General features: G+C 62.9%; 24 protein-coding genes. 3 read left to right on the forward strand and 21 right to left on the reverse strand.

Features of this window, described 5'->3' with window-relative positions; translation table 11 throughout:
- Positions 1-4 precede the first annotated feature (4 nt).
- Genes rpsT through CAURI_RS09635 form a run of 3 tightly spaced genes read left to right on the forward strand, consistent with a single transcriptional unit; the run spans position 5 to position 2,249 of the window.
- Entirely contained in the window at positions 5-268 is a 264-nt protein-coding gene (gene rpsT / locus CAURI_RS09625; RefSeq protein ID WP_010190855.1) for a 30S ribosomal protein S20, read from the forward strand.
- Complete coding sequence (locus CAURI_RS09630; protein ID WP_010190856.1) at positions 269-1,078, forward strand: DNA adenine methylase; 810 nt, start codon at positions 269-271, stop codon at positions 1,076-1,078.
- A complete protein-coding gene (locus CAURI_RS09635; protein ID WP_010190858.1) occupies positions 1,071-2,249 on the forward strand; it encodes a type II restriction enzyme in 1,179 nt (392 codons plus the stop codon). Before CAURI_RS09630 ends, CAURI_RS09635 begins: the two co-directional genes overlap by 8 nt.
- 80 nt (positions 2,250-2,329) lie before the next feature.
- On the opposite strand, the gene CAURI_RS09640 is transcribed toward CAURI_RS09635, so the two are convergent.
- The 21 genes from CAURI_RS09640 to CAURI_RS09740 form a co-directional block, all read right to left on the reverse strand.
- Positions 2,330-2,971: a LysE family translocator gene (locus tag CAURI_RS09640; protein WP_010190859.1), complete on the reverse strand. Its 642-nt coding sequence runs from the start codon at positions 2,969-2,971 to the stop codon at positions 2,330-2,332.
- Positions 2,968-3,336, reverse strand: a complete 369-nt coding sequence (locus CAURI_RS09645) for an ankyrin repeat domain-containing protein (RefSeq protein WP_010190860.1) — start codon at positions 3,334-3,336, stop codon at positions 2,968-2,970. The genes CAURI_RS09640 and CAURI_RS09645 overlap by 4 nt, the downstream gene beginning before the upstream one ends.
- A gap of 11 nt (positions 3,337-3,347) precedes the next feature.
- Positions 3,348-4,295: a DNA polymerase III subunit delta gene (gene holA, locus CAURI_RS09650; RefSeq protein WP_012715204.1), complete on the reverse strand. Its 948-nt coding sequence runs from the start codon at positions 4,293-4,295 to the stop codon at positions 3,348-3,350.
- Positions 4,292-5,542, reverse strand: coding sequence for a ComEC/Rec2 family competence protein (locus CAURI_RS09655; RefSeq protein WP_010190862.1), 1,251 nt, complete (start codon positions 5,540-5,542; stop codon positions 4,292-4,294). Before CAURI_RS09655 ends, holA begins: the two co-directional genes overlap by 4 nt.
- A complete protein-coding gene (locus CAURI_RS09660) occupies positions 5,539-6,141 on the reverse strand; it encodes a helix-hairpin-helix domain-containing protein (protein WP_010190863.1) in 603 nt (200 codons plus the stop codon). The genes CAURI_RS09655 and CAURI_RS09660 overlap by 4 nt, the downstream gene beginning before the upstream one ends.
- Before the next feature lie 85 nt (positions 6,142-6,226).
- Positions 6,227-7,015: a DegV family protein gene (locus CAURI_RS09665; RefSeq protein ID WP_010190864.1), complete on the reverse strand. Its 789-nt coding sequence runs from the start codon at positions 7,013-7,015 to the stop codon at positions 6,227-6,229.
- Positions 7,015-7,713 carry a histidine phosphatase family protein gene (locus tag CAURI_RS09670; RefSeq protein WP_010190865.1) on the reverse strand — a complete coding sequence of 233 codons (699 nt, stop codon included), beginning with the start codon at positions 7,711-7,713 and terminating at the stop codon, positions 7,015-7,017. Before CAURI_RS09670 ends, CAURI_RS09665 begins: the two co-directional genes overlap by 1 nt.
- Entirely contained in the window at positions 7,710-8,177 is a 468-nt protein-coding gene (gene rsfS, locus CAURI_RS09675) for a ribosome silencing factor (protein ID WP_010190866.1), read from the reverse strand. The genes CAURI_RS09670 and rsfS overlap by 4 nt, the downstream gene beginning before the upstream one ends.
- A gap of 94 nt (positions 8,178-8,271) precedes the next feature.
- Complete coding sequence (gene nadD / locus CAURI_RS09680) at positions 8,272-8,889, reverse strand: nicotinate-nucleotide adenylyltransferase (RefSeq protein WP_029159020.1); 618 nt, start codon at positions 8,887-8,889, stop codon at positions 8,272-8,274.
- A complete protein-coding gene (locus tag CAURI_RS09685) occupies positions 8,882-9,739 on the reverse strand; it encodes a cutinase family protein (RefSeq protein ID WP_010190870.1) in 858 nt (285 codons plus the stop codon). Before CAURI_RS09685 ends, nadD begins: the two co-directional genes overlap by 8 nt.
- 9 nt (positions 9,740-9,748) lie before the next feature.
- Positions 9,749-10,669: a cutinase family protein gene (locus tag CAURI_RS09690; RefSeq protein ID WP_010190871.1), complete on the reverse strand. Its 921-nt coding sequence runs from the start codon at positions 10,667-10,669 to the stop codon at positions 9,749-9,751.
- 178 nt (positions 10,670-10,847) lie between these two features.
- Positions 10,848-12,239 (reverse strand): ATP-binding protein, encoded by a 1,392-nt coding sequence (locus CAURI_RS09695; protein WP_010190872.1) that lies wholly within the window; start codon positions 12,237-12,239, stop codon positions 10,848-10,850.
- Between the two features lie 103 nt (positions 12,240-12,342).
- Complete coding sequence (locus CAURI_RS09700; RefSeq protein ID WP_010190873.1) at positions 12,343-13,611, reverse strand: glutamate-5-semialdehyde dehydrogenase; 1,269 nt, start codon at positions 13,609-13,611, stop codon at positions 12,343-12,345.
- A 74-nt stretch (positions 13,612-13,685) separates the two neighbouring features.
- Entirely contained in the window at positions 13,686-14,192 is a 507-nt protein-coding gene (locus CAURI_RS09705; protein ID WP_010190874.1) for a DUF1707 SHOCT-like domain-containing protein, read from the reverse strand.
- Positions 14,192-15,097, reverse strand: coding sequence for a D-isomer specific 2-hydroxyacid dehydrogenase family protein (locus CAURI_RS09710; RefSeq protein ID WP_010190875.1), 906 nt, complete (start codon positions 15,095-15,097; stop codon positions 14,192-14,194). Before CAURI_RS09710 ends, CAURI_RS09705 begins: the two co-directional genes overlap by 1 nt.
- 13 nt (positions 15,098-15,110) lie before the next feature.
- Positions 15,111-16,040: a D-isomer specific 2-hydroxyacid dehydrogenase family protein gene (locus CAURI_RS09715; protein WP_012715207.1), complete on the reverse strand. Its 930-nt coding sequence runs from the start codon at positions 16,038-16,040 to the stop codon at positions 15,111-15,113.
- Positions 16,040-17,200, reverse strand: a complete 1,161-nt coding sequence (gene proB, locus CAURI_RS09720; protein WP_236660873.1) for a glutamate 5-kinase — start codon at positions 17,198-17,200, stop codon at positions 16,040-16,042. The genes CAURI_RS09715 and proB overlap by 1 nt, the downstream gene beginning before the upstream one ends.
- Positions 17,201-17,291: 91 nt before the next feature.
- Positions 17,292-18,818 (reverse strand): GTPase ObgE, encoded by a 1,527-nt coding sequence (gene obgE, locus CAURI_RS09725; RefSeq protein ID WP_010190880.1) that lies wholly within the window; start codon positions 18,816-18,818, stop codon positions 17,292-17,294.
- 160 nt (positions 18,819-18,978) lie between these two features.
- Entirely contained in the window at positions 18,979-19,257 is a 279-nt protein-coding gene (rpmA, locus tag CAURI_RS09730; protein ID WP_010190882.1) for a 50S ribosomal protein L27, read from the reverse strand.
- 43 nt (positions 19,258-19,300) lie between these two features.
- Entirely contained in the window at positions 19,301-19,606 is a 306-nt protein-coding gene (gene rplU, locus CAURI_RS09735; protein ID WP_010190885.1) for a 50S ribosomal protein L21, read from the reverse strand.
- Positions 19,607-19,806: 200 nt separating this feature from the next.
- Positions 19,807-22,995, reverse strand: a complete 3,189-nt coding sequence (locus CAURI_RS09740) for a translation initiation factor IF-2 N-terminal domain-containing protein (protein WP_010190887.1) — start codon at positions 22,993-22,995, stop codon at positions 19,807-19,809.
- Between the last annotated feature and the right edge of the window lie 137 nt (positions 22,996-23,132).

Genomic DNA, 23,132 nt, shown 5'->3' on the forward strand with positions numbered 1-23,132 from the left:
AACGATGGCAAACATCAAGTCCAAGCAGAAGCGCATCCTGACCAACGAGAAGTCGCGTCAGCGCAATAAGTCCGTACGCTCCGCCGTGCGTACCGAGATCCGCAAGTTCCGTGAGGCCGTCGCCGCTGGCGACAAGGCTGCAGCCGAGAAGCAGCTGCGCGTTGCCTCCCGCGCACTGGACAAGTCCGTGTCTAAGGGCGTCTTCCACCGCAACACCGCGGCTAACAAGAAGTCCGGCATGGCCACCGCCTTCAACAAGATGGCCTAAATGAAACCGCTCCTGAAGTGGGTGGGGGGAAAGCGTCAACTGCTACCCGTTATCCACTCCGTGCTGCCCGAGAGCTTCGACACTTATGTCGAGCCTTTCTTGGGCGGCGGAGCGGTTCTTTTTTCTTTAGCGCCCGAACGCGCCCGGGTTAATGACCTGAACACCGAGCTCATCACCGTCTACGAGGTGGTCCGCGATAACGTGGACGAGCTCATCGCCCTGTTAAAGGGCTATCCGAATGATTCGGAATTCTTCTACGAGATGCGCGCCCGCGACCGCGAGCCGGGTTTTGCGCACTTGAGCCCCGTCGAACGGGCTGCCCGCACGATTTATCTGAATAAGACCTGCTACAACGGGCTTTATCGGGTGAATAACGCCGGCCAGTTCAATGCCCCATTTGGCCGCTATGCCAACCCGAAGATTTGCGATGAACCCAATCTGCGCGCGGTCTCGGAGTACCTATCCTCCCACAACGTGACGTTCTATAACGGCGACTATGCCGCGGTGGAGGCCAACGAGGGGGATTTCGTTTACTTCGATCCGCCCTATGATCCGGTCAACCCCACGAGCAATTTCACCGGCTACCAGTCGGGTGGTTTTGGCCGCGCAGATCAGATTCGGCTGAAGGAGACCTGCGACGACCTCAACGCCCGCGGGGTGAAGTTCCTGCTGTCGAATTCGGCGACGGACTTCATCAAGGAGCTGTACGCGGACTACCACATCGACATCGTGGGGGCCACGCGCGCGGTGAACTCCGTGGCCTCGAAGCGCGGCAAGGTCGATGAGGTGCTCGTGCGCAATTATGCTTAACGACGCCGCCTGGGACCTCGTCTACCCCCACATCGCCGCCGACATCGCGGACCAGGGCTTTGCGGTATTGCCCGCCGCGAAACTTAAGGAGCTATCGGGCCGCGAGCCGCGGTTGATGGCCAAGCACGACTTTTCGGCAGCGCGCCCCGAGGTCTTTCGACAGCACGGGTTGTCCATGCTGCCGATTCGCCGCGATGCCTATCTGATTGGCCGCTTTGACCTATACCAGCCCTTCCCGGAGCAGGCCGGGCCGCTGAAGTCGATGCCGGTTCCGCGGCACATCCAGTCCATCGACTTCGAGAACCTAACCTCGGAGGCCGCAGCACTCACCGCGGCGAGCTTAAGCGGCATGCTTGATGATTTCCTGGGCGGTGAGTTGGTACCGACGGTCAGCGGGCGCATGTCGACGCTCAGGCTGCCCATGCGGGTCGGCGGGCGCGATATCGAAGTAGACCGCGCCCAGATGGAGATTGATGCCGGCTTCGAGTCCGCCGAGCACCTCGTGCTCGTGGAGGCGAAGAACCACCTCTCCCCCGACTTCAACATTCGCCAGCTCTACTTCCCGTTCCGCCGCTTCTCGCTGGCCTTGGAGAAGGACGTCGTGCCGGTGTACTTGGTGTATTCCAACGGCATCTTCCACTTCTACCGCTACGCGTTTAGGCAGCCGGAGGACTTCCGCAGCATCGAGTTGGTCAGCGCGGCGCGCTATGTTTTGGGCGAGTCTGGCCTGACTGAGGCGACGGTGCGCGCGGTGCTGGCGCGCACGCAGGTCGAGGACACGCGCGTTCCTTTCCCCCAGGCGGACTCCTTTGCGCGAGTCATCAGCCTGCTGGAGAACCCAGTGGACAAAGCGGAGATGCCCGAGGAATTTGGTTTTACCCCACGCCAGGCGGATTATTACACCAACGCCGCCCGCTACTTGGGCCTGAGCAAGCTCAACGGCACCCGCGATGAACGCAACCTCACCCTCATCGAGGCACTGGCCTGCCGCCCGGTGTTCCGGGACATGGTGCGGCACGTCGTGGATACGGGCCGAGCGGTGGATAAAGAAGAGGCAATGGTCTTCATGCGGGCGGCCGACCTGGGCCTGGGTGAGACGACCCTGCGCCGCCGCTCCGCCACGGTGGCGGCGTGGTCGCAGTGGCTGGCGGAGCTCCTCGAACAGGCCTAGACCGCAGCTCGGCGGCGCCAGTGCCAAGATGCTAGGCGGAGCGGAACCAGCGCCTAAGGCGCTGCCCGAAGTGGGACGGGTTAGGTGGCTTGAATGCCGGCCCACACCAGGGCGCAGCCAGCCACCACGAAGAAAACGCCGGAGGCGATGTCAATCCACGGGCCGGCGGCCAGGAGGCGGCGGCGAATCGCGCGGGTAGAAATCACCGTCGAGAGGAAGACGAAAAGCAGGTAGCTCGACAGCGACAAGCTCAACACCAGCGCCACCGATACCCACACCGGCGGATGCGGCGGCAACAGCGGGGCGACCATAGCGGCGAGGAAGAGCACGATCTTCGGGTTAGACAAGTTGGTGGCCAAACCCGTGCGGAAGACCTTGCCCACCGAGCCCAAGCGAGCGGCCGCCTCTTCCTCATCGACGGGCGGCTGCTTGCGCAGCTCCAACCCAGAGCGAATGGAGAGCACGCCCATGAACACCAGGAAGCAACCACCGATCACCTGAATCAGCGAGAGGACGCCAGGGAAGGCGGTAAGCAGGGCGGCCGCGCCGAACACGGTCAGCGTGCACCAGAACAGCACGCCTACCTGGATGCCGGTTGCCGCCGCAATGGCGTGGCGGCGCGAGCGCGTGGCATAGCGCGTCACCAGAACGATGTCGGGGCCGGGGGCTGCCGCACCGACGAGATTCATGAGGAGGATGGCCGCAAACGCGGACCAGCTCATGACAGGCGCTCGAGGAGATCCTCGCGGCCGAACATGCGGGCCGAGTCGAGGGCATTAGGCTGGCCGGCGGTGGGGTTGGCGCCGGCGGCAAGAAGGGCGTCGATCACCGCGTCCTCCTTCTTAAAAATCGCCCCGGCCAGCGGAGACTGGCCGCGATCGTTGAGGAGGTTGACGTCGGCCCCCGCCGCGGCGAGCTGGCGCACCAGCTCCGCGTGACCGTGGTAGGAGGCGAGCATGATGAAGGACTGCCCGTCCTGGTTCACCATGTCCACGTTAACGCCCTGCTTGATGTACTCGAGCAGCGTGACATCGCCGTTGCGGGCAAAGTCGAAAAGCTTGGTAGCAAAGTTCTGGATATCATCCATGGAGGGTTAGTCTAGCGCGCCAGCTCCGCCACCCGTTTAACGGCCGCCTCGATGGCGAAGGACTCGTCGCCACCCTGTCCTTTGACCGCGGCATCCAGCTCCGTCATGAGGATGACGGCCTTGGTGATATTCTCCCCCGACCAACGCCGCGCCACCGGTTGGGTGAGCTTCACCGCATATGGCGCCATACCGGTCTGGGAGGCCAGCGAATACTGATCCCCGCGCGCAGAGTAGAGCCGCGCGATATTGCCCACCTTATTCGCCAGCGCCGAGGCGATGGCCACAGGGCTCGCCCCCAACTGCAGCGCCCGACGGCACGTGGAAACCGCCGCCTCCACGCGACCAGCCACAGCAGCATCCGCAATATCCCAGTTGGCCACCTCAGCCACGCCCACGTAATACGCGTGCACCGCCTCGCGGGTTACCTTGCCGCCTGTGTCGAAGACCAGCTGCGAGATGGCGGAGGCGAGTTCGCGGAGGTCGGAGCCGACGCCGTCGAGAAGCGCCTGCACCACATCCGGTGTAGGCCGCACCCCATGCGAGGCGAACTCGCGGGTCGCCCACTGCGCGAGTTCGTTCGGGTAGAGGGAGAAGACCTCATGTACCTCGGCCGTCTTGCGCAGCGCCGCGATGAGCTCCGGCGGCTTCTTCTTTTTCTTCAGCGTCTTCGCCGTCACCGAGTACAGCAAAATGAGCGTGATGCCGGGCATGGGGTTGGCGCAGGCATCGAGAAGTATCTTCGTGACCTCCTTGCCGGCCCTCTCCACGTCGCTGATAACGATGACGCGGTCTTCCCCGAACAACGAGGGGCTGGTCGCTTCCAGGATTTCGCCTTCGCTCACCTCGGAGGCCTTGAGCTTGGTTACCTCGCCGTGTTGGATGCTCAGGCGGGCGCGCTCGGCCAGGAATTCATCATCACCGAGGATGAGGTGCACGGGGGCTGAAGACATGCCTGTCATCTTAGCAACGCCGCAATGACCCACCCACAGAAAAGGAGCATCGCGACGGGCCCCGCCGCCACGGTGGTCACCGGCATGGCGGAGGCAACAAGGTGGATCCAGTCCGCCAGCGGTTCGATGAGGATAACCAGCGGCCTGCCCAGCCCCACCTGTGCGAGCGCGGCGGCGATGAGCCCCACGACGGTGATGACCGGCACGACGGGCGCCACCAGCACGTTAGCAATCACAGAGACCACCGAGACCCGCCCCGTCATCAACGCGATGAGCGGCATGGTCACGATATCCGCGGCGATGGCCACGGCGAAGGCGCGCGCAACGATGCCAGTCCCCAGCACCCGCAGCAACAGCGGGCTGAGCACCACGATGCCGGCGGTGGCCGCCACGGAGAGCGCGAAGCCGAAGCTGACGGCTAGGTCGCTATCCGCCGCGAGCAAAAAGAGCACGCCGAGAGACAACGCGTGCAGCGGCTCCATCCTCGAAGAATTCAGCACCGCCACCAGCCCCGCCAGCCCGGCGACGGTGGCGCGTTGGACGGAGGGCTCCCACCCCACCAGTGCTACGAATAACGCCAACGCGCTTGCCGACGCCCCCACCCGCACCCGCTGCCCCGACACCACCAACGCCGCCGCCGTGCACACGATAGCAACGTTGGAGCCGGACACGGCGCTCAAATGCGATAGCCCTGTATCGATGTAGAGCTGCTGATCCTCGGGGCTTTGCAGGCTAGTATCGCCCAGCACCATGCCGGGGATCAGTCCGTTATCGCACACAGCGCGGAAGTTGTCTGCCACCGCTGCCGTCCAGCTATGAGAATGCGCGGTGAGCTCGCCGCTAAAGACGGTTGTGCCCACCCCTACCTGATCCGAGGGACCGGGGTGGCCGTGCACCGTCACCAGCGAACCGCCGAAGGCCTCCGGTTTTTCTTTGAGGAAGACCGGCAGCTGCGCCGGGTAGCCGGGCACTCGCAAGCGCACCATCCACCCGGATGCCGTCTGAATCGGGTCGGCCGTGAGCTTTCCTGTCACCTCCGAGCCGAAGTGAAACGCCGCGGCGCGCACCGAGCGCACATACGTCAGGGTGGCGAAGATGACTCCGCTCGCCACGCATAAGATGCCCTGGCCGCGCCACTGACCGCGCGCGAAAGCGAAGAGCACGAGCCCGCACAACAGCCACGGATGCCCGAAAAGTACTGAGAGCGTGGCCAGCCATGCCACCACCGCGGCGGGCACGAGCCGCAGTTCCCTCACGGACGGACCTTATCCTTCAGCTGCGCAAACTTCGCCGGACCGATGCCGGAGACATCCATGAGCTGCTCCACGGTGGTGAAGCTGCCGACCTCCTCGCGGTGCGCAATAATCGCCGCGGCCGTGGCCGGCCCTATGCCGGGCAGCTCTGTCAGCTCCTCCTCGCTGGCAGCGTTGAGGGACACCAGGCCCTCCCCCGCGGCGTCAGGGGCGTTGGGTGGTCCGCCGACGGTGATCTGCTCGCCGTCGTTAAGCTTCTGCGCCAGGTTGAGGTTATCGGTGGGCACGCGCGGGCGCGCCACCTCGAGGGCGTCGTTGATGCGCGCGCCCGGCGCCAAGGTCACCAGCCCGGGCTGCTCTACCTCGCCTACGACCGAGACCACGATATCGGCCGCTACCTCGCTGCTCGGCGCGGCCACCTCATAGGGGTTCTCCGCGCTACGGCTCATCCCCAGCCAGGCCAGGAGCGCGACGCCGGCCACGCCCGCCGCGACAAGCGCCAGCCAGGGTGGCACGCGCACGCGCGGGAAATCGACGTTGAGCAGTTCTTCTTCGCCTGTCGGGCGGGTGAGGTCACGGAGGCGATCAGCAATGGCATTCATGCCCGCGACGCTACGTAAGCGCCTTCACCCCCGTCGAGGGCTTAAGCCGCAGCCTGTGGATAACTTGTTGAAGGCATCAACAACGTCAGCTAAAGACCGCGGAGACGCCGATGGCTCCGGGGCCGACGTGGACGGAGAGGACGTCGGTAAGCGGCACCAGCATGAAAGAGGAATCCGGCAGCGCCAAGCGCAGCAGGTCCTCCAGCCGGCGGGCCGAGACCTTATCCTCGTTGTACTGCACCGCAATGAACGCCGGATTGCCCTCCGCACGGGAGGCCACCAGGTCCACGAGCTTGGTAAAGGCCTTGGTTTGGGTGCGGGTCTTGCCCACCATCTCCAGCTTGCCGCCCTGAATGGCCATGATCGGCTTGGTGGCCAGCAGGGCGGTGGACAGCATCGCCGTGGCCGCAGACATGCGCCCGGAACGGCGAAGCTCCTCCGTTGAGTTGAGGTAGACCCAGGTGTGCCCGCGCTCAAGGGTGTTGATGGCTGCGGCATAGCATTCGTCGAGTGAGGCGCCTTCCTGGGCAAGCTTGGCCGCCGCCATGGCAGCCGCGCCCATCGCCATGCCGGCGGTACCGGAATCGATAACGCGCACGGTATCGGGGAAAACGCCAGAAGCAGTCACCGCCGCCGACCACGTCGACGACAGCTCCTTCGACAGGTGGATGGCCAGCACCCCGTCATCGCCGGAGCGTTCCATCTGACGGCCGTATAAAGCGGCCAATTCGAGGGCAGTCAGACCCGAGGTGGACAGCTCCGCGCCGTCCTTGCCGTGGCTTTCCATGACGTGCAGATCGACAACACAAATGTCGAGCTCCTCGACGATATCCGCCGGCAAGCCCGCGGCAGAATCGGTGACGACGCGAATCACTAGACGTCCGCCCCTGCACCACCAACGACAGCGCCACCCATGTTCCAGCCGTCGAAGTACCACTGGGCACGGCTAACGTTCTCCGGGGTGAATTCCAGCGGGGAGAGCGGACGAGCTGCGTCGAACTCGGGCCGCGCGGTCAGCTGCGACCAGTGGGTGTTCTTCAAACCGGAGAGGATTCCATACTGATGGTGCTCAAGACCCAAAAGGTGGCAGGTCAGCGCGGAAATAGCACCGCCGTGCGCGACGACAAGCACCGCACCCTCATCCCACTGCGAATGCTTCTGCATGAGCTCATCAATAACGGGGCGCGCGCGGTTAGCCACGTCGACGCGGCTCTCACCCTGCGGCGGCGCCCAGGTGGGGTCGTGGCGCCACAGCGCACGCGCCCCGGGAAATTGCTCATCCACTTCAGCCGAGGTCATCCCCTGCCACTCACCCAGGTGGGTTTCGCGCAGGCGCTTATCGACGGACACCTCAAGCCCCAAACCCCGAGCAATGATCTCCGCGGTCTCGCGCGCACGGATGAGATCCGAGGAGACGATCGCGGTGATGTCTTTGCCCTCCAGCAGGTCGGCGGCGGCGCGCGCCTGCGAGTAGCCTACGTCCGACAGCTCGGTGTCCAAGTGCCCCTGCATCCGGCCGGTGGCGTTATACGTCGTTTGGCCGTGGCGGATGAGGAGGAGGCGGCGGGTCATAATTCGTCGTCTTCCGGCTCTGGCTGGGCCAGGGGAATCTCATCGATCGAGTCCACGTCGCGCGGGTTGACTTCATTAGACCACTCGCCGGGGCGTTCCGGGGTGTCCAGACCGGGGATGTCGAGAAGCGGGCAGTCGTGGTACAGGCGGTCCAAGCCGTAGAACTCGCGCTGATCGTTGCGCTGAACGTGGACCACGATGGGGCCATAGTCCAGCAGGACCCAACGGTTCTCGCGATTGCCTTCGCGGCGCTTGGGTTCAAAGCCCTTCTTGGTCAGCTCGTCTTCGACTTCCTCCACGATGGACCCCACCTGGCGCTCGGTATCGGCGGAGGCCAAGACGAAGACCTCGGTAATCGCCAGCACGTCGGAAACTTCGATAGCGGCGATGTTGGTGGCCAACTTTTCATCCGCAGCCAAGGCGGCGGTTTCCGCCATCTGGCGTGCTTCATCAGTAATCGACATGACAATCCCTACACAAGTACGTTTTCTTAAGATCTCTAGTCTTACACGACAAGGCTCATTTTCCTAGTCGAATTCCCCCGAGAATGCGCGGAGGCTACAGGGGCTTTTCCGGGTGCGGGCTATAAAGGTGATTCTTGGCAATGTATTGCACTACCCCATCCGGTACGAGGTACCACACCGGCTGGCCCTGCTGGGCGCGAGCGCGGCAATCAGTGGAGGAAATGGCCATGGCGGGAATCTCAATCAGCTCGATATCATCCTGAGAATCCTCCGGCAGCATGTCTTTGCGCAGCTCATAGCCGGGCCGGGTCACACCAACGAAATGGGCCATTTCCAGCATCTCTTCCCAGTTGCGCCAGCTCATGATGGAGGCCACCGAGTCGGCACCAGTAATGAAGAAGAGTTCGGCGTCCGGGAAGATTCCGCGCAAATCACGCAACGTATCGATGGTGTAGGTGGGCCCCTCGCGGTCAATGTCCACACGCGAGACAGTAAAGCGCGGGTTCGACGCCGTGGCCACCATGGTCATCAGGTAGCGGTGCTCGGCGGCGGTGACCTGCTTATCGGCCTTCTGCCAGGGCTGACCTGTGGGGACGAAGACCACCGTGTCGAGGCGGAAGCGGTGAGCTACCTCGCTGGCGGCGACGAGGTGACCATTATGGATGGGGTCGAAGGTGCCACCCATGATGCCGATGCGTTGTGGACTAGTCATGGCTGGTGAGTATACCGGCCACCGAATCAATGACCTGCACGTCCTGTTCGGAAGGCTCCCCCAAGAAATAGGAGGCGTGGCGCTCAGCCTTGGTGGCTAGAGCACGGTTAGCGGCGTCGAGGGAAAAATCGCACACGAAATCACCGTCGAGGCAGTAATCGACAGAGCGGTTCCCAGGGAGCCCGGCGCGATTTTTAGCCCACGGGACCTGGTGAAGCGGGTTGCCGAAAGTGAGCATGGCCTGCAGGCGCCCGGTCTCGGCCAAATAGCTCTCCACGCTCGTTGCGACGAGCGCGCCCTGCGAGTAGCCGGCAGCTACCCACCGCGGGTGGCAACCGGTGGTGGTCTCATAGTTGTCCACCACCTTCGGTGCGTTGCGCGCGCCGGTACGCAGACTATCGATGGCCCCAAACGTCACCGAATATGCCATCTCCCCGAGGGAGTGCTGCTGTAGGATCCCGAGCGCCCGCTGCACCAGCTGAAGCGGGCCTAAGTCCTCGCCCTCCTGCGCCAAGGGTGGCAGGTTCATGGCCGCGGGATAAGCCTCCGGATCCAGCGCCAGGACGTACACGTCATCCATTGCACCTGGGTGGCGCTGCTCTACCTGATGAAACAGGGCGGCAAAGTTGCGCCCCTCAAAGCCCGTGGATTCTGGTGCGTGCGCGGAGTAGCGCTGCGGTCCCACGTATTCGCCTTGCTCTTCGTTTTGGTCCGAACCGCGTGCGACGAGCACCACGGTCTCGGGGCAGGTTTCAACGCCGCCCGCCGACGCCACCGGCGCGCTGAGAAGAGACGCCGCCGTGCCAAGGGCGGCAGCTACACAGGAAACACGAAAGGAAAGAGACTTCATTCTTTCTGTTTAGCGGAAACGAACGCTGTCTACCATGCGGCCGATGGAATCGTAGACCTGGTTATCCCACTGGTGGTTGGTGAAGAAGTACTGGCCATGGGAGCCGCCGGTAGGCTTGGCGGCGTAGAGGGTATGGGCGGAGAGATCGCACACGGCATCGAGGGGCAGGCAGTAGTCCACGCGGCTGACGTTGGCACGCAGCTGCGGGAAGTGGCCCATCGGGCCGCCCGCGCCCTGGGTCGCGCCGACAACGGCCGGATCGCCGGCGCGGGTCAGCGGGTTGCCAAAGGTCACGACGCCTGCGAGCTGACCGCGGTGGGCCAGTTCCGCCTCGTGGTTGGCCAGGATCATGGCGCCCTGGGAGTAGCCGGACAGGATGTATTGCGGGTGGCAACCGGTGGCGGCTTCATAGCTGTTGATCGCGCTGGTCACGCCGCGCTTGCCGGTCTGCACGGAGTACAAGAACTGGTTGATGGCGGAGACTGCGGTGTTGATGACTGGGTTGGCGTACTGCGTGGCCAGGCGCACGAGGTCAGCCGCGGTGTTCGGAACCGACTCGTTCGGAACAGAGTATTCCGGGTAGGTCGCCGGATAGTACTGCGGCTCCAGGCCCAGCACGTAGACGTCCTTCATCAGCGAGTTGCCGCCGTGAGTGGCCTGGTAGCGTGCCTCGGCGCCCTGCAGCATGGCGCGGATGGATTCGCCCTCCCATCCATTGGAGGCGCGGCCGCCCTGGTTCGAATACTGCGTGGGGTAGACCTGACCGTTTTGGCCGGAGCCGCGCGCGGCAACGACGACCACTGCGGGGCACTGTTCGTCAGCGTGCGCGGCGGCTGCAGAGATGGTTTGCGGGACAATAATGGCGGACACGGCCATGACGGCGGCGGCCACGGAGGAAGCAATGCGGGACAGCATGGGAGAAGGCACCATTCAGTTCTTTGTTATTACCGCGCTTTAGAATACCCAGTGCTCCCCCGGCGCGCAGCACGAACCCCGCGCAAAGCACACAATCTACTCGAAAAGTTTTCGAGTAGATTGTTTTGCGCAGGTCAACCTCGAAAAATTCTTTTCGAGTAGCTTTCGAGTAGCATTTCGAGCTCTGCCCAGCTCATCCAAAAGGCCCTTCAACAAACCACACTGCCCTCGGATCGCGCGGACCATTTCCCCTCCATTTCACAAGCCCCTTGCCACGCATGGCCTGTAATGCACGGCGTACAGAAGGGATTGACACACCAAGAGCTTCAGCCACTTCCCCGGTAGACATTGGGCGTGCGCTCGTTTCCAATGCTGCCAACGCTCCTTCAGAATGGCGGGGCAAATCCTTCAAGACTTGCTCGTTCAATCGTTGAATTGCCTTCAGCGTCAAAACAACGCTGCCACTCGTTTGCATATAAGAGGGATCCGCAAAACCGACGCGGCGCATCCCAGCGAACATACGGCGAATCCCTTCACCCAGTTCTTGGCCGATGCGCAACTCAGCAGTAACGCGTGCGATGAGGGGGTTGCGCGCGAAACGAGCTATCGATTCAGGCTTAGCAGGATCAACGAGGCCCGGAAAGCGTCCGGGGCTAGAGATCTCAATCCGACTGGGGTACACCTCAAAGCGAATGTGATCACCCGCCATACTGTACGAACGGTGCACAACGGCGTTAACCAATCCTTCTAGCCACACATCATGTGGAATGAGATTCTCATCCTCGAATAGTCCCGCACCCGACAGTCTACGAACCGTCGGCAACATCTCACCGATTACTTGTTGTGCTGCACGAATCTGCTCGGGCACGGGACCATCAAAGCGATAGTCTTCCACCAACTGTTGCTGCTGACCCGGCAAGCGCTCATCTTCTGCAAAGCGAAGTACTCGAATGTGAGCATTCGGGAAAAATTCTTGCGGATTCTTTCCAAACAGCAAGAGCGCGGCCGACCGCGGACGCCCCTGGCGGTCAATCAGATTTCGCGCTCGAAGTGAATCTGCACCGGATGCAGAACCAATAATGTCAGCGTAATCTTCGACCAAGGACATATCGAGATCATCCGGACTAGCATGCGCCGGCACCGTAGCATCGTATTGCTGCTCGCCCTTGGTATATCGAAGCTCAAGGATGTCGTCGGCCTTCAGGTGCCGAGACTCATCCCCCACCCGCAGGTAGCACTCGCCTGACTTTAAATAGTGGACGCGCTCACTGGGCAGCACGTGAAAGAGGAACACCTCGACGTCTTCGTTAATTTCGAGTATTTCGATCCGAACCCTAACGGTCGGATCCGTATGATCCAACGCGGTCTGCCGCAAATCGTTCCCTTGCCCTGCTGTGGGGCGGCCATCGAATTCACGATCCGTAATCCCCACCGCAACAACACCGCCCTCGGCATTCGCCATTCCGACGATTGTCTTGGCCAAATCCTTGGGCTTGATTCGGAACGATTTACGATCGAACCATTGATCTTCGGGCACACTCAAAAGCAACTGTGGCTCTTTGTGAAAGTTTCGCTGCGCACTCACAGAGCAACATCCTACTCGAAAACTTTTCGAGTAGATTGTTTTGCGCAGGTCAGCCTCGAAAAATTCTTTTCGAGTAGCTTTCGAGTAGCTTTTCTAGCTGTCCCTAGGGGCGGGTCTGGCCGGTGCCCTGCAGCACCCACTTGGTAGACGTCAGCTCCGGCAAAGCCATCGGGCCGCGCGCGTGCAGCTTCTGGGTGGAGATGCCAATCTCTGCGCCCATGCCGTAGACCTCACCATCCGTAAACGCGGTGGAGGCGTTGAGCATGACTGCTGCGGCATCCACCTCGTTGGCGAAGGTCAGCAGCACATCAGCGTCCTGGGCCGCAATGGCTTCGGTGTGGCCGGTGGTGTACTCGGCGATGTGCGCGATGGCGCCATCAACACCGTCGACGACCTTGGCACAGATATCCATGGAGAGGAATTCCTCGCGCCATTCTTCGTCGGTGGCCTCCACTGCGTCCTTAACTCCGAAGGCTTCGAGCTCCTTGACATCGCTGTGGATGGTGACCCCTGCCTCCTGGAGGGCGGTGATAATGCGGAGCTTGGAGGCGTCGTCAAGCGCGGCGTCGATCAGCACACCCTCCGTGGCATTGCACACCGAGGTGCGGCGGGTCTTGCCGTTGATCACCATATCGATGGCCTTGTCCAGGTCAGCGGAGGCATCGACGTAGAAGTGGCAATTGCCGGTACCGGTCTCGATGGCGGGGACGGTGGCGTTTTCCACCACAGCGTTGATGAGGCGCGCGCCGCCACGGGGGATGACCAGGTCCACCAAGCCGCGGGCGGTGATGAGATCCTGCACGGAATCGTGGGTCTCACAGGGCAGAAGCTGCACACCTTCGCGCGGCAGATCGAACTCCATAAGGGTGTCCTGGAGGAGCTCCACGAGCTTGGCGTTGGAATTCTTCGCGGACTTGGAACCGCGCAGCAGCGGCACGTTGCCGGACTTTAGGGCCAAGCCGAAGGCATCAACGGTGACGTTGGGGCGGGCCTCGTAGACCATGCCCATCACGCCGAGCGGCACACGGACCTGCTTCATCTGGATGCCGTTATCCATGGTGCGCCCCTGCAGGATCTCCCCTACCGGGTCCTGGAGGGAGGCTACCTGGCGCAGGCCGCCGGCAATGCCCTCGATGCGGGCAGCATCCAGCGACAGGCGGTCGATGAGGGACTCGGACATGCCATTAGCGCGGCCGGCCTCGATATCGAGCTGGTTAGCAGCGAGGATGTCCTCGGTGTGCGCGATAAGGTTTTCCGCGGCGCGGTTGAGGATTTCATTCTTGCGCGGGGTGGGCAGCTGCGCGAACTGTGGCGCCACCGCCTTGGCGGCGCGGGCTTTGGACAGAACTTCTTCACGTTCGGTGTTGCTCATGCCATACCAGCGTACGGAAGGTCTGCCCGCTTGTCAGGGATTTTGTGTAGCTATGGGAGCGGATCGGCTTTTAGTTAGGCCTCGAGCTCGCGGCGGCGCTCGGCGGCGGCACGCAGGCGCTCGGCGCGCTTTTTCTTTTCTCCTTCGGAAAGCTCATCGAAGAGCTCTTCATCTGATTCGCTGAACTTCAACACCCCGCGCGCAGCCCAGGAAGCGAAGAACGCGATGACGGGCGAGATCCAGAAATAACTCCAGTCGAAGACGAAGAGGCCCAGGAAGAGCGCGATCATCGCCACCGACCAAATGACAGAATCCGCCATCTGGACCTTGCGTCCGCGGGCGAGCATATCCTCCAACTCCGCCTCGTGGCGGCGTGCGGGGGTTGTGGCGCTGGGGGTGGAAAGCTCCGGCAGGTCCGCAAAGAGCTTTTCGACGTCCCCGCGTGTGCGCGCCGCGGCGGCCTCACCGGTACGCTGCTCGAATTCATCGGGGCCTAACGTGCCGTTGACGAAGTGCTGGCTCAGTTGTTCCAGGGCCGCTGAACGCTCAGCATCACCAACGCGGATATCGGGGTTCTCCATTAATAGCCTGCCTTCGGGTCAACCAGAGTAGGCAGCTCCTCCCCCGCCGCGAAAGCCTTGGCCACCTTGATGGTGTGCGCGCCAATCTTCTCACGCACGGAGCGCTGCGTATTAGCAATGTGCGGGGTAATAACCACGCGCTTATCCTGCCACAGCGGGTGATCCTCTGGCAGCGGTTCAGGGTCGGTGACGTCGAGTGCCCCACCCGCGATCTCCCCTGCCTCCAGTGCCGCAACGAGGTCCTCGGTCTTGATGAGCGGGCCGCGGCCCACGTTAACCACCACGGCATGCTCCGGCATCTGCTTAAAAGCCTCCGCGTCCACCATGTGGCGGGTCTCCGGGGTCAGCGGAGCGATAAGGACGAAGTAATCTGCCTTCGGCCACACCTTCTCCACCTGGGAAATCGGGTAGGTCTCCTCCGCACCCTCGACCGGGTTGCCGGAGCGGTTGACCGCGATGAGGCGCGGCCCGAAACCGGAGAGCATGCTGATCAGACGCTTGCCAATGCCACCCGCACCAATAATGGCCACCGTCTTATCGTCGTAGAGATAGGAAGTGTGCGCCTCCATCTCTGCATAGGAATCAAACGTGCCGTTGACGCGGCGGTGCGCGTGCAGCTGCGCCAAAAGCAGCGCGATGGTGGATTCCGCCACCGTGTTGTCATAGACGCCGGCGGCGTTCGACCACGGCACGGTGGTCGTCTTCATAGCATCCAAGACATGATCCACGCCCGCCGAAGGAATCTGCACAAAACCGATGTTCTCCGGCAGCGGGTCCGGGAAATCAGTGCCGTTGCCTGTGTAGATGAGGAAGGAGGCTTCATCAAGCGGGGCGCGCTCAAAGCCCGCGGCATCGAGCACCTCGATGGTTTCCTCCCAGGGGTGCGGTTCGATGGCGTACTTCATGAACATCCTCCTTTTAGTAGCCGGCGTCCGGGTCGACGCGCGTGGGCATTTCTTCGCCGCGCTCCCACGCGGCGGCGTTGGCATTGAAGATAGCACCCAAGTGGTACTGGGCCACGTGATCCGAGGCCGCCATGTGCGGGGTCAGCGTGGCGTTGGGGAGATCATAAAGCGGGTGGCCATCCGGAAGCGGCTCCGGATCCATGACCTCAAGGCCCGCTCCGGCAATCTCGCCCGTGCGCAGTGCGTCCACGAGATCATCAGTCACCACGGTGCTGCCGCGGCCGACGTTGATAAACACCGCCGAGCGCTTCATGGCGCGGAACACTGCGGCATCAAAGAGAGCTTCCGTGGCGGCCGTCGCTGGCAGGATACTCACCACGAAATCCGCCTCGCCCCATGCTTCGTCGATGCGCTCGATGGGCAGTGTTGCGTCCGCGCCGTCCACTGGGCGGCCCGAGCGGTTCACCGCAGTGATATGCGCGCCGAAGGGCGCGAGGTAGGCCATGAGCTGCTTTCCGATGCCTCCCGCGCCCACGATGAGCACGCGCGTTGGCCCCTGCTGCTCATAGAGCCAAGCCTGGGATTCATCGAGTTCACGCGCCACCGACCACGACTTCGCCAGGGCGAAAGCCTTGTGGTGGTGCGCCTGGGAGAGCATGAGCCCCAGCGCGGATTCCGCCACGGGCTTGGCAAAAGCGCCGGCGGAGTTGCACCACGGCAGGCCATCCCGCCGGATGAGCCCGGCCTCGATATGGCGGTTCACCCCAGTGAAGCAGTATTGCACCCACTGGATGTTCTCCGGAATCTCCGGGGTCTGCGCCGGATCGGAGGCGGTGTTCACAAAGACCTCCGCCTCCTCCAAGCTCCCGACACGCTGGTGCCCGGCAGCATCGATATCTGCCACGGTTGCTGCCCACACGTCGGGGCCCATGAAATAACGCATTAAATTCGGGAGGCGAAGTTGGACAGGTAATCAGCGTGAACAACGGGGCGGCGCATATCCTCCGGGAGCTCCTCGGTTTGCTTGCCCAGCAGGTTGTGCAGCGTGGTGGAGTCATAGCCCACCTCGCCGCGTCCGATGACCTGGCCCTTGGGGCCCATGATGTCCACGATCTCGCCGGCGTTGAACTCGCCCTTAATGTCGGTAATGCCCACGGCCAGCAGGGAGTTTCCGCCGCGGACCACGGCCTCCATGGCGCCCTCGTCGAGGCGCAAGGAGCCGCCGGTATCCGCGCAGTAGAGCGCCCAGAACTTCCATGCGGACAGGCGGCGCTCCTCGCGGGTGTGGAAGACGGTGCCGACGGAGGCGTCGTCAAGCGCCTGCCCGATGTTATCCGCCGAGGTCAACAGCACCGGGATGCCGCCGCGCGTGGCCAGGCGGGCAGCGGAGACCTTCGTGGCCATGCCGCCGGTGCCGACCTTGCCGCCATCGCCGGCCACGACCGCCTTGAGGTCCTTGCCGGTGCGCACCTCCTCCACGAACTTGGCGTCCGGCTCGGCCGGGTTCTTGTCGTAGAGGCCGTCCACGTCGGAGAAGAGGAAGAGGGCATCCGCGCCGACCAGGTTGGCCACGAGCGCGGAAAGGCGGTCGTTATCGCCGAAGTGCATCTCGGAGGTGGCCACAGTGTCGTTCTCGTTGACGATGGGCACCGTGCGCATCTGGCGCAGGCGGTCAATGGTGCGCTGGGCGTTGCGGGCGCGATCGCGCTTGCCGACGTCCGACGCAGTCAGCAGCACCTGCCCAATGGTGCGGTTGTAGCGGGCAAAGGACACGCCCCACTCGTAGGCGAGGTGGACCTGACCCACCGCGGCAGCTGCCTGCTTGGTGGCCAAATCGGTGGGGCGCGTGGTCAGGCCCAGCGGGCCCATGCCCGCGGCCACCGCACCGGAGGAGACAATGATGATGTCCGAGACATTCATGCGGGCGCACACGGCATCGACGATCTTGTCGATCTTCTCAGTCGAGGTCACGAAGTCATCGCGCGTCAGCGAGGAGGAGCCGATCTTGATGACGATGCGCTTGGCTTTGGAGATCTCCTCACGCAGGGGTGAGGAGAAGCCGCTGGATTTTTCCGATAGCGTGGTCGTCTCCGGATAGTCCATATCCGGGGTTGGCCCCTCGAAGGGTTCGAGGGGAAGAGGATAGTCGATCTGGTTGTCGTGTTCGGATGACATACCGGCTCAGTATACCGGGCTAGCCCTGCCAGCGATCGCGGTTTGCGGACTCGCGCGTGACCTCTCCATCTGTGCCAAAGTCGAACTCGTCCACGAGGCCGCGGCGTGCCTGGGAGGCGCGCTTGCGCTCGGCCGCGGAGACTCGCTCGGTGCTCATGAGGCGACCATCCTGGCCGCGGCCAGCATCGGTAGCGCGGCCACCAGCCATAGGTTCGTACTCGAAGGTGATATCCCCGATGGTCACCGGGCAGCCTTCCTGCGCGCCTTGGCGGTGCAGTTCCTCTTCGACGCCGGCCTTGGCCAAACGGTCCGCGAGGTAGCCCACGGCCTCGTCGTTTTCGAAGTCGGTCTGGCGGATCCAGCGGTCGATCTTGTCGCCCTCGACAATGAAGCCGCCTTCCACCTCGGGGTCTGGGGTGACGGTGAAGTCGGCGAACCTGCCCTTCTTCTTGCCCACGGACTTGGGCTGAATGATGGTGTGGTTCTTGTCCGCGGCGACCTTAGGCTGGGCCTTGCGGTGCTCGTTGACCATCTCCATGAGCTTGTATTTGAGTGGGTCAAGGCCCTTGCGCGCGACGGCGGAAATGGTGAAGACCGGCCAGCCATACTTCTCCTCGAGGTCACCCTTGACGAACTCCGCCAACTCTTCGGCCTCAGGAACGTCTGCCTTGTTGAGAATGATGACGCGCGGGCGCTCTCGTAGATCACCCAGTCCGGTGTCCTGCTCCAGCAGCTCTTGGTACTTGGCCAGCTCGGTCTCCAGCGCCTCGATATCGGAAAGCGGATCGCGGCCCGGCTCAATGGAGGCGGTGTCCACCACGTGAGCGAGCACCGCGGTGCGCTCGATGTGACGCAAGAAGTCGAGACCCAAGCCCTTGCCCTCGGCGGCCCCTGGGATCAGGCCCGGAACATCCGCCATGGTGAAAGACTCATGGCCCATGTCCACCACGCCCAGGTTGGGCTGGAGGGTGGTGAAAGGATAATCACCGATCTTCGGCTTGGCCGCCGAGAGCACCGAAATGAGCGAGGACTTACCCGCAGAGGGGAATCCGACGAGGCCGACGTCCGCCATAGACTTCAGCTCCAAGATGAGATCGCGCGCCTCACCCGGTTCTCCCTGCAGCGCAAAGCCCGGGGCCTTGCGGGCTGCGGAGGCCAGTGCTGCGTTGCCAAGTCCGCCGAATCCACCCTCCGCGGCCACGAAGCGGGTTCCCGGGACCGTGAGGTCCGCGAGCATCTCCCCATCCTCGGTGTAGACCACGGTGCCTGCCGGTACCTCCAGGATGAGGTCCTTACCGCGCGCACCGTTGCGCCAGTCGCCAGCACCGTTGCCGCCGCGCTCGGACTTGATGTGCGGGCGGTAGTGGAAGTCCATCAGTGTATGGATTTGGGTTGAGACCTCCAGCAGGATGTCTCCGCCGTGGCCGCCGTTGCCGCCATCGGGCCCGCCGAGCGGTTTGAACTTTTCGCGGTGAACGGAGGCGCAGCCGTGTCCGCCGTCGCCTGCCTGCAGGTGCAAAACCACTCGGTCAATGAATCGTGCCATGCCCGCTAGTCTAACGGTTCCTGGCATACCGTCCTAGTTGAGCGCTGCCGGGGATCTGAAGCCAACGCCCCTTTAGTTTTCTCCACGCTCTCCCGCCAAGCCGACCGCGTGAAAACGACAAAATCCCGAGCAAAAAGCTCGGGATTAAGCCATGAAGCTCTTAGGCAGTAGCTTCTGCAGCAGCCTCTTCAGCCGGAACGATGTTGACCAGACGACGGCCACGCTTGACGCCGAACTCAACAGAGCCTGCAGCGAGAGCGAACAGGGTATCGTCGCCGCCGCGACCAACGTTCTCACCCGGGTGGAACTTGGTGCCGCGCTGACGCACGATGATCTCGCCGGCCTTAACCTGCTGACCACCGAAGCGCTTGACGCCGAGACGCTTGGACTCGGAATCGCGACCGTTGCTGGAGCTGGAAGCACCCTTCTTGTGTGCCATGTGGTTTCCCCTCCTTCAGGGATGAATTAGTGCCGGTTAAGGCTTACTTGATACCGGTAATCTTCAGCGTGGTCACCGGCTGACGGTGACCGAGGCGACGCTTGTAACCAGTCTTGTTCTTGTACTTGAGGATGTCGATCTTCGGGCCCTTGCCCTGCTCGACAATTTCAGCGGAGACGGAGACCTTCTCCAGGTCTGCGGCCTTCGACTTGACGGTTGCGCCATCGACGAGCAGAACCGGGGTGAGAGCAACGGAGGAACCCGGCTCACCCTCGATCTTCTCGACCTTGACGAGGTCACCTTCAGCAACCTTGTACTGCTTTCCGCCGGTCTTGACGATCGCGTACATAGAGGGCTACCCCTTATCTAAACTCGGCTCGCTAGCAGCTGGGTGGTGCCGCTAACGAATGGACATTGGACAATTGCGTTCAGATCATAAGCCGCGAGAGACGCGCGAAAACCGCGTTCGTCCCATCCAGCGCATTCATGGTCTAAACAGCGACTGTCAAAGACTACCCCGTGAGGGGGCGAAAAGGCAAAACGCCTTTTCTAGCGCGACCTGCGCCGTGTTACACGACGCCTCCCGCGCCCGCCCTTTCGTGCCTTCGACGCTGTGGTCTGTGCGGAAGACTCTCGCCGCTGCGCCTCGCTCCCCTGTTCGCGATCATTCGACGCCGGGGTGGACTGGCTCTGTGCCATCTTGCGCACCACTCGGCGGCGGCCGCGGCTGCGGGTCGCGCGCACGCTCGTGTTCTCGCCCGGCTCCGCACCCTTGCGCTCAGCCTTGGCCTCCTTCTTAGAGGTGGCTAGTTGAGCGTCCTTTGCTGAGGTCTCGTCCTGCGCGAAGTCTTCACGCTTCGGGCGAATATCCGAACGGGAGTTTCCGCGCGTGCGGCGCTTGCGGCGCGGTGACTTCTCAAAAGCCTCGACGGCCTCTTCATAGGTCTGCTCCGAGCGCTGCGGGGATGCCTTTTCCGCATCGGCGTGCTCATCGCGCTTGCCGTGCTTCGCGCGCGAGCCCTCACTCGTCTCTTCGCGCTGTGGCTCCCGGAAGGTACGCGTTGCCCGGCGCGGCTTGCGCGAGCGCTTCGCCTTCGACTTCGGCTTCGGCTTCGAGCGTTTCGCGTCCAGGCTTTCCGCTACGGCATAGCCAATGGAAGCGCTATCCGGGGTCTCCGGCTCGTCCTCGTCGACGACGACCACGTTGGCCACGAGCTCCTCCAAGGAGGAGTCGTCGTCGCGCGAAGTTTCCTTTTCTGTGGCAGTTTCGTGCTCGGCGGCGGCGTCCTCATCGTCGCGGTGCATACGGACGGCGGCCGGGTGCTTCTTCGGATCGCGCTGCGGTGCACGGCGTTCCTTACGGCCGCGGCGCTGCGGCTTCGAGTTCTCCTCCTCGGGGTCCTCATCAACCGGGTACTCGTGAATGATGATGCCCCGGCCATGGCAGGCCTCGCACTCGGTGGAGAAAGTCTCGATGAGGCCGGTGCCCACGCGCTTGCGCGTCATCTGCACCAAGCCCAGTGAGGTGACCTCAGAAACCTGGTGACGAGTCCGGTCGCGTCCCAGCGCTTCCTTGAGGCGGCGCAGCACAAGGTCCTGGTTTTCCGGCAGCACCATGTCGATGAAGTCCACGACGATCATGCCGCCGATATCGCGCAGGCGCATCTGGCGCACGATCTCCTCGGCTGCTTCGAGGTTATTGCGGGTCACCGTCTCCTCGAGGTTGCCGCCGGAGCCGGTGAACTTGCCCGTGTTGACGTCAATGACCGTCATGGCCTCCGTCCGGTCAATAACGAGCGTTCCCCCCGACGGCAGCCAGACCTTGCGGCCGAGAGCCTTCTGCAGCTGCTCATCGATGCGGTAGGCGCTAAAGGCATCCTCACCATCGTGCTCGCGCGCGTCATAGCGCACCACGCGGTCGGCCAAGTCATGCGCCATGGAATCCACGTAGGCGCTGACCGTGTTGTAGGAACGCTTACCATCCACCACCAAGGTGCTGAAGTCCTCATTAAAGAGGTCGCGCACCACTTTGATGAGCAGATCCGGCTCTTCATATAGGGTAACCGGCTTGGCACCCTTCGTTGCCTTTTCATGCGCGGCGCGGGCGCTGATGTCCTCCCACAGGGAGTGCAGGCGGTTGACGTCGGAGGCAATGTCCTCCTCCGACACGTTTTCCGCGGCCGTGCGGATGATGGCGCCGCCATCCCCTGGGATGACGCGCTCCAGAATGCCCTTGAGGCGCTTGCGCTCCGGTGCCGGCAGCTTGCGGGAGATTCCCGCGCTGCGCCCGCCGGGAACGTACACCAGGAAGCGACCGGCCAGGGAGATCTGGGTGGTCAAACGTGCGCCCTTATGACCGATGGGGTCCTTGGCCACCTGGACGAGAACCTGATCACCAGACTTCAAGGCGTTTTCTACCTTGCGGCTGCGCCCACCAATCCCCAAGGCCCGCCAGTCGATGTCGCCCGCGTACAACACACCGTTTCGGCCCTGTCCGATATCCACGAAGGCCGCCTCCATCGAAGGCAAGACATTCTGCACACGGCCCAAGTAGATATTGCCTATCTGGGACGGGTGCGTTTCGGTCGTGACGAAGTGTTCGACCAAAAGGTCATCCTCCAACACGCCGACCTGCGTGATGATGCCCGCGCCGTCGGTGCGTTGTTTATCGCGCACCACCATGGTGCGCTCGACGGATTCGCGGCGAGCCAGGAACTCCGCTTGGGAGACAATGTGCTGGCGCTCCCGGCCTTTCTCCCGCAGCTCCGCGCGGCGACGGCGCTGTGCCTCGATGCGGGTCGAGCCCTTAATCGCCTTCGGTTCTTCGATGTGCTCGACTTCCTCACGGGCGGACCCACGGCCTTCTGCTCCGCGGCCACGGGAGGTGCCGCGGCTGCCGCGCCGACGACCGCACGGCTGGCTTACCGGCGCTGTATCCTCCTCGGATTCCTCCTCGCGCTCTTCTGGCTTCTGACGCTTGGACAGCGGCGTGATCTTCGGCGCCATGAAGACTGGCGCAAAGTCGTACACGTCTGGGTCTTCCTCCGCCATCGGGGTGATCAGCGGGGTAAGGTCGTCGTCCTCCTCGTCGCTATCACCGGCCTCGGCGAGCGCCTCGTGCAGCATTTCGGCATCGACTTTGTCGACGATCTGCGAAATCTCGTTATCAACGTTCTTACGCACGCGCTCGCGCAGCTTCTCTTCCTCCTCGCTCAGCTGCTCCGGTTGCGCGGCCTGCTCAGCATCCTGTGCCGGCGCGGCTTCCTGGAACTCCCCCGCGCCGTCCGGTTGCGCAGCAGACTCTTCCGGTGTGGGTTCCTCTGTCTGCTCCTTCGACTCAGCCTTCTTGCCTGCCTTGCTCACGCGTTTGACCGCGCGCTTCGCGCGCTTCTTCTTGACGGTCTTCGTGGGCTTGTCCTCTGCCGAACCCTCCGGCTGGTCGGCGTCCTCGGCCACGACCTGGTTGCCCTCGGCTGCGGCCGGCTCGGGGGTTTCGGTGGCGGGTACGAGGGCGTCGATAAGCTGGCCCACCTCTTCCGGGGTCAGCGAGGACTGCGCAGACTTCTTAATTCCCATCTGTGCGAACTGAGCCACCAGTTCCTTGGAGGCCACGCCCACCTGTTTAGCCAGGGCATAGAGGCGGGTTTTGGGGGCGAGCGCCTCGCGGTCAATCCCCGCTACAGCTGCGGCCAACGTCGATTCACTACGTGCTTCTTCTGTTTTCTTCTTGGATGCCATCAGTGGCTAATCTCCTGAGGTTGTGCTCACCCCGGGCGCAGGTTGCCGCCACACGGTAGTGAGTCTTTGAAAAATTCTCTTCGTCTTTATTAAATTGTCAGCGCCTTCCATTCTGGCACAGAGCCCAATCGAGGCTC

It is taken from the genome of Corynebacterium aurimucosum ATCC 700975 (assembly GCF_000022905.1).
GTDB classification, from domain to species: Bacteria; Actinomycetota; Actinomycetes; order Mycobacteriales; family Mycobacteriaceae; genus Corynebacterium; species Corynebacterium aurimucosum_F.